Annotated in this window: 14 protein-coding genes and 1 pseudogene; 4 read left to right on the top strand and 11 right to left on the bottom strand. The window is 58.3% G+C overall.

What is annotated here, in order from left to right:
- Positions 1-58 precede the first annotated feature (58 nt).
- The gene (locus RBH26_RS20975; RefSeq protein ID WP_306760313.1) at positions 59-1,315 is read left to right on the top strand and encodes a tyrosine-type recombinase/integrase; all 1,257 of its coding nucleotides are present in this window, start codon (positions 59-61) and stop codon (positions 1,313-1,315) included.
- Here the strand turns inward: RBH26_RS20975 and RBH26_RS20980 are convergent.
- From RBH26_RS20980 to RBH26_RS21015, 8 genes are all read right to left on the bottom strand, one after another.
- Complete coding sequence (locus tag RBH26_RS20980; RefSeq protein ID WP_306760314.1) at positions 1,297-1,440, bottom strand: hypothetical protein; 144 nt, start codon at positions 1,438-1,440, stop codon at positions 1,297-1,299. The two genes, RBH26_RS20975 and RBH26_RS20980, sit on opposite strands and share 19 nt — an antisense overlap.
- On the bottom strand, positions 1,440-1,766 hold the full coding sequence (locus RBH26_RS20985) for a hypothetical protein (RefSeq protein ID WP_306760315.1): 327 nt from the start codon (positions 1,764-1,766) through the stop codon (positions 1,440-1,442). The genes RBH26_RS20980 and RBH26_RS20985 overlap by 1 nt, the downstream gene beginning before the upstream one ends.
- Positions 1,763-2,428 carry a hypothetical protein gene (locus RBH26_RS20990; protein WP_306760316.1) on the bottom strand — a complete coding sequence of 222 codons (666 nt, stop codon included), beginning with the start codon at positions 2,426-2,428 and terminating at the stop codon, positions 1,763-1,765. The genes RBH26_RS20985 and RBH26_RS20990 overlap by 4 nt, the downstream gene beginning before the upstream one ends.
- A complete protein-coding gene (locus tag RBH26_RS20995; protein WP_306760317.1) occupies positions 2,421-2,570 on the bottom strand; it encodes a hypothetical protein in 150 nt (49 codons plus the stop codon). Before RBH26_RS20995 ends, RBH26_RS20990 begins: the two co-directional genes overlap by 8 nt.
- Positions 2,567-3,307, bottom strand: a complete 741-nt coding sequence (locus RBH26_RS21000) for a hypothetical protein (protein ID WP_306760318.1) — start codon at positions 3,305-3,307, stop codon at positions 2,567-2,569. The genes RBH26_RS20995 and RBH26_RS21000 overlap by 4 nt, the downstream gene beginning before the upstream one ends.
- Positions 3,304-3,615 carry a hypothetical protein gene (locus RBH26_RS21005; protein WP_306760319.1) on the bottom strand — a complete coding sequence of 104 codons (312 nt, stop codon included), beginning with the start codon at positions 3,613-3,615 and terminating at the stop codon, positions 3,304-3,306. Before RBH26_RS21005 ends, RBH26_RS21000 begins: the two co-directional genes overlap by 4 nt.
- Positions 3,612-3,851 (bottom strand): hypothetical protein, encoded by a 240-nt coding sequence (locus RBH26_RS21010; RefSeq protein ID WP_306760320.1) that lies wholly within the window; start codon positions 3,849-3,851, stop codon positions 3,612-3,614. Before RBH26_RS21010 ends, RBH26_RS21005 begins: the two co-directional genes overlap by 4 nt.
- A gap of 300 nt (positions 3,852-4,151) precedes the next feature.
- Positions 4,152-4,355: an AbrB/MazE/SpoVT family DNA-binding domain-containing protein gene (locus tag RBH26_RS21015; RefSeq protein ID WP_306760321.1), complete on the bottom strand. Its 204-nt coding sequence runs from the start codon at positions 4,353-4,355 to the stop codon at positions 4,152-4,154.
- Positions 4,356-4,455: 100 nt separating this feature from the next.
- Here RBH26_RS21015 and RBH26_RS21020 point away from each other — a divergent pair, with 100 nt between their 5' ends.
- The gene (locus tag RBH26_RS21020; protein WP_306760322.1) at positions 4,456-4,695 is read left to right on the top strand and encodes a hypothetical protein; all 240 of its coding nucleotides are present in this window, start codon (positions 4,456-4,458) and stop codon (positions 4,693-4,695) included.
- On the opposite strand, the gene RBH26_RS21025 is transcribed toward RBH26_RS21020, so the two are convergent.
- Positions 4,692-5,786, bottom strand: a complete 1,095-nt coding sequence (locus RBH26_RS21025; protein ID WP_306760323.1) for an AAA family ATPase — start codon at positions 5,784-5,786, stop codon at positions 4,692-4,694. The genes RBH26_RS21020 and RBH26_RS21025 overlap by 4 nt on opposite strands.
- Before the next feature lie 136 nt (positions 5,787-5,922).
- On the opposite strand from RBH26_RS21025, the gene RBH26_RS21030 reads away from it, so the two are divergent.
- The gene (locus RBH26_RS21030; RefSeq protein ID WP_306760324.1) at positions 5,923-6,747 is read left to right on the top strand and encodes an IS5 family transposase; all 825 of its coding nucleotides are present in this window, start codon (positions 5,923-5,925) and stop codon (positions 6,745-6,747) included.
- Between the two features lie 182 nt (positions 6,748-6,929).
- Here the strand turns inward: RBH26_RS21030 and RBH26_RS21415 are convergent.
- Positions 6,930-7,046: pseudogene (locus RBH26_RS21415) on the bottom strand (RNA-guided endonuclease TnpB family protein); the annotation flags it as partial.
- Between the two features lie 128 nt (positions 7,047-7,174).
- Here RBH26_RS21415 and RBH26_RS21035 point away from each other — a divergent pair.
- Entirely contained in the window at positions 7,175-7,492 is a 318-nt protein-coding gene (locus RBH26_RS21035) for a HalOD1 output domain-containing protein (protein ID WP_306760325.1), read from the top strand.
- 242 nt (positions 7,493-7,734) lie between these two features.
- Here RBH26_RS21035 and RBH26_RS21040 read toward each other — a convergent pair.
- Positions 7,735-8,048, bottom strand: a 314-nt coding sequence (locus RBH26_RS21040) for a hypothetical protein (RefSeq protein ID WP_306760326.1), incomplete at its 5' end; no start/stop codon positions are given.

Genomic DNA, 8,048 nt, shown 5'->3' on the forward strand with positions numbered 1-8,048 from the left:
AAGATGTACTTCTAACCATAGGCAGTTTGTAGTAGATCCGCAACAGACAGTCACGAGTATGGGAGATATCAATGATCCGCAAGACTTCGCCGGTGGCCTCAAACGTCAACACCGCCTCCTCGAGCAGTCCGACGACGTTCATGATTCCGACCGTCCCCAGATCGAGCGCTGGCTCCGAAAGAAGGACGGCTCCGTCGCGATCTCCACTCTGAAGACGTACCTCCGACGCGTCCGAGCAGCGAGCGAACGCTCCGACACACCGCTCGTCGATATGGACGAGCCCGACTATCATGAACTCGTCTTCGACCTTCGCCACGAGCACGACCTCGCGGACTCGACGGTCCAGAGCTACGAGAACGCCGTCCTGCTGTTCCTCAGCGATATGACCGACGCCGACTGGACCGACGACGTCGACCGAACGAAAGTCGAACGAAGCGGTCCCGACGTCGACAACATGCTGACGCCGAAGGATATTCAGGCGCTGACGACGACGGCACGCCACCAGCGAGACGTCGCGTTCATCGAGTTCCTCGCCGACACCGGCGCTCGACTCACGATGGCACTCTCCCTTCGTGTCCGTGACGTCGACCTCGAGGAGCCGCCGACGTACAAACCGAACGGAGACGCGGTTGGGCTGAAGGGTGCACCGATCACGGAGTATCCGCTGATCGACTCCGCAGCGGCGATCCGCTCCTATCTGCGGACCGCACACCCGAGACCGAATGAACCCGACGCGGCGCTGTTCCACAAAATCAAGCCCCACTCCCGCGGCGAAGACGGTGAGCGCTGGATCGACGACGGTGCCGTCGTCGCGAACGCCGCTCGCCAGCAACTGTCGCGAATCGCCAACCGTGCCGACATCGACAAGCCGGTCAAGCCCCACGCGTTCCGCCACGCTGCGATCACGCGCATGGTCCGTGAAGGCTACTCGCGGTCGCAGATCGAACATCGCGTTCACTGGACGCTCGATACCAACATGTGGGAAACCTACGAGCACATCACCTCGGAGGAACACAACGAGGACATCTTCCGCGAGGCTGGCATCCTCGATCCCGACGACGGGCCGGATCGCATCCGGAAAGACTGTGGAAACTGCCAGCAACCGCTGGCTCCCCACCACGACTGGTGTCCGAACTGCGGTCAGCCCGCTGCTCCCGGAGCCTCGGACCAACACACCGAAGCGAAGGATACCGTCCTCGAGGCGCTCGTCGACGAGACGAACCCGGCGACCCGTCGCGAACTTCGTGCCCTCCTGGACGAACTCGACGAGCGGCCCGACACTGCTCGCGACGTCGATCATGACGATCCCTCCTGACGACGCTTCAATGCACGGCGAGCCATCGCCGTGATCTCCGGATCGATGTCCTTGCGGACTAGTGCCTTCAGCTTCTCCTCACGCGTGCGGGTCGTATCGATATCCTGTTCCTGGGTCTCGCTCATCAGTCGCTCACCTCGAGCTGGTCGCGGATGTAGCACTGTTCGTCTCGCGGGCGGTCCTCCAGTGGAATGCAAGTCACAAGCCGGCCGTTGGGCTCGGCGAGCAGGATCGTCTCCGTGACCTCGTGGAAACGAGCACACTCTGCTGGCGGCTTCGCGCTGGGGTAGTCGATCGGGATCGCCTCGAGCCACGCGATCTTCGGGTTCAGCTGCGATCGGTCCGATCGTTCGGACCAGCGCTGTGGGAAGTGCTCGTCGACAACGATGTCCTCGTAGCGCGGCGTCGGCGTGACGTCGACGTCACGGGGGTTGTTCTCGACGATGCTCATAGCATCCCTCCGGTCCCGATCATGAACGCGACGAAGAGCGTGATCGACCACGCGGCCAACAACGCAAACCACCCCTTCGCTGTCAGCTGACCGCGGTCAGTCTCTGTGTCTTGTGTACGGCGGACGTGTCCGAACGCGGCTTCCTCTGGCGACAGGTCTCCGGGTTCCTTTCGCTCGTCAACAGCATCGTAGTCGAAGCAGTGGGGGCAGAGACCATCGTCATCAAGTCGGCCACCGCAATCCTCGCACGTACCGCAGTTCTCGATCTGCTGTTCAGTATCGTCCGGAGATTGGTCGATTCCGCCATCGGTGGCGAGTTCGCTGGCCCGTTCGAAGGTGGCGTCGTCGGGGACTGTCTCGGACCTCGTGCCTTCGAGGGCGACGACACAGCCGCGACACACTGGCGTGTCGTCGTACCGATCGGGAGCGTAACGGAGGTCTTCGGTCGACCACTCGAGGGGCGTCTCGACGTCGCCGCCGCAGAGACAGGTGTGGGTCTGACCGTCGAACTCGACAGCGGCGTGCCAGAGGTCCCGATCGTCGCCAAGCACCCAGCGCTCGACGTCCTGGTCGGCGGGGGTGCCGTGACGATCCTCGAGCGCTTCCATTTGGCACTTCTCGCAGAGGTAGTCGCGGTTCCCGCAGGTCGGGCAGTTAGTCATCGCCGTCGTCACCTCGCGCTGCGGGTTGAGCGATCAGGAGCTCTTCATCCCCGTCGTCGACGAGGATCAAGTCGTCCGCAGTCTCGAGGACACCGGCCGTCGATCGGTCGACGGCGCCAACGACTTCGTAACGCGCGGTCATGCCTCCACCCCGCTGTCCTCGAAGGTCTGTTGTTCGACCTGGTCTTCGTCGACTTCGGGATCGTCGTCGAACGTCGCGATCGGGACGATCTCTTCGTCGAGGAACCTACCGAGCAGTTCCGGCTGCATCTCCTCTGGTTCCCAGATCGCGAGGTATCCGCTCTGGTAGATGACCAGCCGAACATGGACGTCGTTCCAAAATGTCGTCAGTGCGACGCCGACGTCGGCGTTGACGGCTTTGGACTTGAGCGCTCCGTGACCCCACTCGATCGAGACGTCATCGAGATTGTGCTCACTCGTAGCCATCTCGACTGTGAACGTTCTGTCCTCATCGCGCTGGTTGCGCACGAACTCCCAGGGCTTGAGTCGGACCGGCGCGATCTCCTGACCGACCTGCGTCGAGATGTCGTTAAACGGCCAGTCCGGTTCGTGTTCAAGTTCGCTCGTGTGCGTTCGCTCGGCAAGGATCCAACCGCCACTGTCGACGTCGGCGACAAACTCAGAAGCCACCTTCCGCCGGACGTCTCGAGTCTCGGTCTCGATCGTGGTGCCGTCGATGATGACACGTTCGTCCTGCTTGACGACCTCGCCGGCGACGGTACCCGACTGGATGACGAGTTCGTCGTTGAGGTAAGTCTGGGTCTCTTCGACCTCGATCGCGCGGGTGTTGCCCTGGTGGGTGCTCTCGAGGGGTTCGTCGGCGGGATCAGCGAGAAAGGCCAGTTGGCCGGCGATCATCGGTCGTCCCCTCCGTTCTCGCGTTCGTCGATGATCTCGAAGATCTCCTCACCGTGCGACGGCGTCCCGAGTGCCATGTAGCCAGCTGCGAGTTCCGGATTGTAGTCGCCGTCATCGTCTGGGTAGACGGCGATCGGGCCATCGTAGAAGTCGTCCGTCGGCATACCGGCGTCGATCGTCTGGAATGAACCAGTGATGTCCGCCGTCTTGAGGGTGAATTCGCCGACGTGTCCTTTCAGAAACTCCGGCATCTCGAGTCCATCGTCGGTCAGCCGAAGCTGACCGTCCGCTTCGACGCCGGCGTTCATCGAACCACCTCGACGTCGATCGTCTGGCGAGACCAAAGGTAGGCCTCGTCATTGGCCGGGTCCTGGAGCCAGAAGCGCCCGGTCTCGTCTACACGGGCTTGACACTGGTAGTCCTCATCGTCATCCTCCTCGAGGCGATCGAGGAGTGCACGGATGGCACCAATCGTCTCGGCGCGCGTAGGATTGGTACTATTCGATCCGTTACCGTCTTCTGTATGGTTGTCGTCTGAATACATGGTTTCAGTCGTAGCCGGGGCGGGTATCTGCCCCGGCATGGTTGTCGTCTGGAACCCGCGGACGGCCGGAGCGCGATCTGCTTGGTACCCAGGGCGCGCTCCGGTGATGGCCGCGAGTGGTCGGTTTGCTGTTGGTCACGAATTCCTACTAAAGTAACCCGCGCCGTTTCGAAACGGCTACGCTCGAGTAAACGCTGATTAGCGGCCACGCCAACCACTGTACTGTCAGCGTAATATCCGAGCATCGCGTTCGTGACCTGCATTTGGTGGTTTTATTGGGTGCCTCCAGCACCCGGCTTGCTATTGATCAGTAACCTCGCAGTTACGGCGGATTTCGATAGTCTCTCCGCCGATGTCGGCCTCAAGGATCGTCTTATCACCCTCTGAGATTCCTGCGGACTGCAGGATCTCCGGCGGAATCGAGACAACGTAGCTGTTGCCTGATTTCCGGATGCTTCGCTCGGCGCGTGTTTTGTTTTCATTCGGATCGACATCGACCGACATACACGTGTCTTATTCTTAGTCTCACTAAAGTCTTCCTATGAGTACATACCGACGATAGCTTTTTGTGTCCATACATTATCGTCTTACACGAGTAAGACCTATGTCGCTTGCACAAAAATCCGGAGTTATGGGGAACAGCGTTGAAATCGACTGGGAACAAGGAACAGTGACTGCCGAGCGGAAGCTCCGCTCTTCCGGAAACAGCACTGTGTTGACTATCCCGGAAGAAGTGTACCAATCAATTGGGTTGCAGGAAGGGCACCAAGTGGAAATTGTGGCCGATAAGAACGACGATGTGATTAGAATTCAGTCGGTGGATGAATCCACTGGTAGTGATTAACCCCTTGTTCCTGGCCGTTCTGATACACCAATATTCTCTTCGGGGTCAAACTCAACAGGCGCCTCTAACTCCGGATCTACCGTCTTGTATTGCTTCGAGTTCGTCGAGCCACTTGCTTTGATCAGGTCGTAGTCCTCGAGTTTGCTCAGATAGTCCCATGCACGGCGCCAGCTGACGGGATCGCGCCCGCGGCCTTCGAAGATTTCTTCCTGGTGCTCGAGATACGCCCGCTTCATATCTCCACCGTTAACCGGTCCGATCTTGCGAACCAACTCGTACAACCGGAGATAGGGAACTGGCAGCGAGCGTAGGTTGTCCCGTCGGATCATCCGCATTGCTCGGTCAAACGAATCGCGGACATCGCATTCCTGGAAATAGTCGTGACCACGCTCGTCGGCCAACTCCGCAGCAGCCAGGACTGATTTAATCGCCCACCGGGCCACTCCACCGGTCTCGTCGGCGATCCGCTCGAGTTGATCGACGTCGACGGGGCGGCCAATCAGCCCGCGTTCGACACGCGGCTCGAGGATGTCCACCAACTCTGGCACGTGGTATTTGCGGAACTCGACCTGGGACTCACCCCGGAAGTGGGGCCGGACGTTGCGATCGACACGGTTGAGCCACTCGTTGTCGGCGTGGGTGATCGCAATGACAGAGACTGCGCTGATTGAGAAGAGATCGCCGAGGACGTCCAAGTCGGGGATGACATCGGCCTCGTCGAGGACGAGCACGTAGGGACGGCCGTCGGTGGCAGCCTCGAGGGCTTCGAGGAGTTTCTCGCGCGGATCGTTGCGGTGGACGACGGCGGCTTTCGAGTGGCGGGTGACGGCATCGTAGATGATTCCGTTGCGGGTCTTCCCGGAGCACTCGAGTAGCGACCACTCGAGTCCGAAGCGTTGGCGGAGATCGCGAAGGATGTACCGCGCTGAGGCTGTCTTCCCGACGCCGCTGGGACCGTGGATGAGGATGTCCTCGGCGCGCTGGCCGTGCTCTGTCGGGGCGAGGAGCCTCGAGAGCGACTGGAGCTCGTCGTGTCGATGGAGGATGTCGGCTTCGTACTCGTCGTCGAAGACCCACCGGTTTTTAATCATAGACGACTGTTTTAGTTACTGTCATAATATGGGTGGCGGGCATCGTTTCGAAACAAACGGCTCTGGTGAATCACTAGACGGCGTCGAGTTGATCCGTTACAACTAGGGAGTTGAAGCGGGAAACGGCGGATGGTCTATGTCCAAAGTTTCCCGCTTCACTGGAAAAGTGGTGACGTTGGCTAAAAGTGCTGTTGGTGGCCGAGGCGAATCCGCCGCCCCGCAGGGCGGCGGCGGATTCGCCGACTACGCCGTCGTTTCGCTGCATTGTCTGCGGATTTATTTGGAGAAATCCTACCGCGAAGCGCTCGATCTCTTGAGCGAGATGCCGCAAATACTCGCCAAAATAGGCCTTGACGCGGCTGATCTTCCCGATCATTCGACGCTAGTGAAGGCATTTGACACAATCAAGATGGCGATCTGGCGAGTGCTGCTGCGCCTGTCGGCGCAGCTGCACGAGCCATCTGGTCACGCTGCGATGGACGCGACATTCTTCGACCGCGAGAACGCCAGCAAACACTACTGCCGTCGCACGAATTACCGTGTTCAGACGCTCAAAACGACCGCACTCGTCGATACAGCGTCACAAGCTATCCTCGACGTTCACTGCACAACCAAGAAACGTCACGACACGCAGATCGGCTGGCAACTCGCCCGCCGCAACGCGGGCGAGTTGCACAGCCTCGCCGCCGACAAAGGCTACGACTGGCAACGGTTACGTGATAAACTGCGGGAAGAGGGTGTAAGACCGCTGATCAAGCATCGAGAGTTCTGTCCCATCGATCACGCGCATAACGCGCGGATCGATGGGACTCTCTATGGTCAAAGAGCACTATCTGAGACCGTCTTCTCGGTGATCAAGCGCACGCTCGGCGACGCCGTGCGTGCGCGAAGCTGGTATCGAGAGTTCCGTGAAATTGTCCTGATGTGTATCGTCTATAACATCAAACGTGCTGTGAGCTAGGCAAATCCAATGCCGTATGGCGATTCACCACGGCCAAACAAACCCAAACGACTCTGGTCAACTGCCCCGCGCACGGTGGCGCGGGGCTTGTGAGTGAACTCGGCCTCTGCCGACTGTGGTTAGTCGGACGGGACAAATCTCCGGTTCGGCGTTGACGAGACGCGTCGCGTCTCGTTCGCACATCAGGTTTCGACGAAACCTGAGGACGTCACCGTTCCTGACTTCAGGGCGAGCTGACTGTCACCCGTCCGTCGAGACGACTGTAAGCCCCGACGGACGTACCGCCCACCCAACCCTTTCGTTGGACGCTCGAGAGGCAGGACAATTCGCCTTTAATTCGACTCTTAACCATATGCATAGATAAAAGTAAATTTACAAAATTTGATAGGCAGAACAAATATAACTCTATAGACATAGGTTCGAACAAATGAAGGAGAGCAGATGCTCTTTTTATAATAGCGAAACAATATCCATATGTGTTGAAAGAAAAGAGCAGGAGACTATAGTCGAAACAATCATTAGAGCGATAACTGATTATGGGAGCAAATCAATTGAAGAAGTTGGCATCATGTACGATACTATCGAGCCAGATGCTCTAAGTAGCCTTTTAAATCATGCAAAAGAAAAGGATTCGGAAGTGGAATTAGTGTTTGAATTTTCTGGATATAAAGTTAGGGTGTATCAATGTCCATCTGACTGTACTGTTTGTATTATTCCTGTAGATGTAGAAAATGAGGTTCACTAATCGAAATTTCAACCTTTTTGAAACAGTCTGTCCTCTAACAACGACCGATACTTCGAGAGAGGGTCGCTACCGCTACACAACTGAGGGCTGAGGCTTAGCAAGACCAATGGAGGCGGGACATACCTCCGAGTGCGACCTGTGCGACGAATCTGTGCTACTCGAGAAAGCTGCCCCGAACCGCGGGACAAGCTCGCACATCGTCGTTGCTACGGCGAGTCGGAGTGGCTAAAGAACTACTGAAGTCAGCACTCGTACGGGGTCTCGCGACACCATTCCTGCTTCAATTCGGCATAGCTGTCGTAGTCGTCGCTTCGTTCCAGTTCCTCGTCGCCGTCAAGGTTCGAGCGGTCATAGAGGGGGTTGCCTTGCTCCCAGAGCTGGATGCCGGCCCTGGAACTGGTCCGGGGAGCGTGCCATCGGATATTGCCCCTAATTCCATCGACATCGTTGAAGACCGACCACTGGCTGGCGGTGTCCAGAATATATTCCGCGTAGGTCGTAGCGTTCCGCCACGTTTCTGTTCGACCTCCGACCTTACTGACGTCGATGAGGACTA

The sequence above is a fragment of the Natronolimnohabitans sp. A-GB9 genome, assembly GCF_030848565.1.
Taxonomy (GTDB): domain Archaea; phylum Halobacteriota; class Halobacteria; order Halobacteriales; family Natrialbaceae; genus Natronolimnohabitans.